This window comes from Pseudomonas sp. SIMBA_067 (genome assembly GCF_046534675.1).
Taxonomy (GTDB): domain Bacteria; phylum Pseudomonadota; class Gammaproteobacteria; order Pseudomonadales; family Pseudomonadaceae; genus Aquipseudomonas; species Aquipseudomonas putida.
The window spans coordinates 1-231 of sequence record NZ_JAWRYH010001463.1 but is presented as its reverse complement, the minus strand read 5'-3'; the positions used below and the strand labels follow the sequence as shown (position 1 = coordinate 231).

1 protein-coding gene is annotated in these 231 nt (G+C 64.5%); it reads left to right on the top strand.

The window, feature by feature from the left end:
- Positions 1–231, top strand: a 231-nt coding sequence (gene pgk, locus SB765_RS34275; RefSeq protein ID WP_410933109.1) for a phosphoglycerate kinase, incomplete at both ends; no start/stop codon positions are given.

Genomic DNA, 231 nt, shown 5'->3' with positions numbered 1-231 from the left:
CGCACCTGGGCCGCCCGACCGAAGGCGAGTTCTCTGCCGAGAACAGCCTCAAGCCGGTTGCCGACTACCTGAGCAAGGCCCTGGGCCGCGACGTGCCGCTGGTTGCCGACTACCTGGACGGTGTCGCGGTACAGGCCGGTGACCTGGTGCTGTTCGAGAACGTGCGCTTCAACAAGGGCGAGAAAAAGAACGCTGACGAACTGGCGCAGAAGTACGCTGCTCTGTGCGACG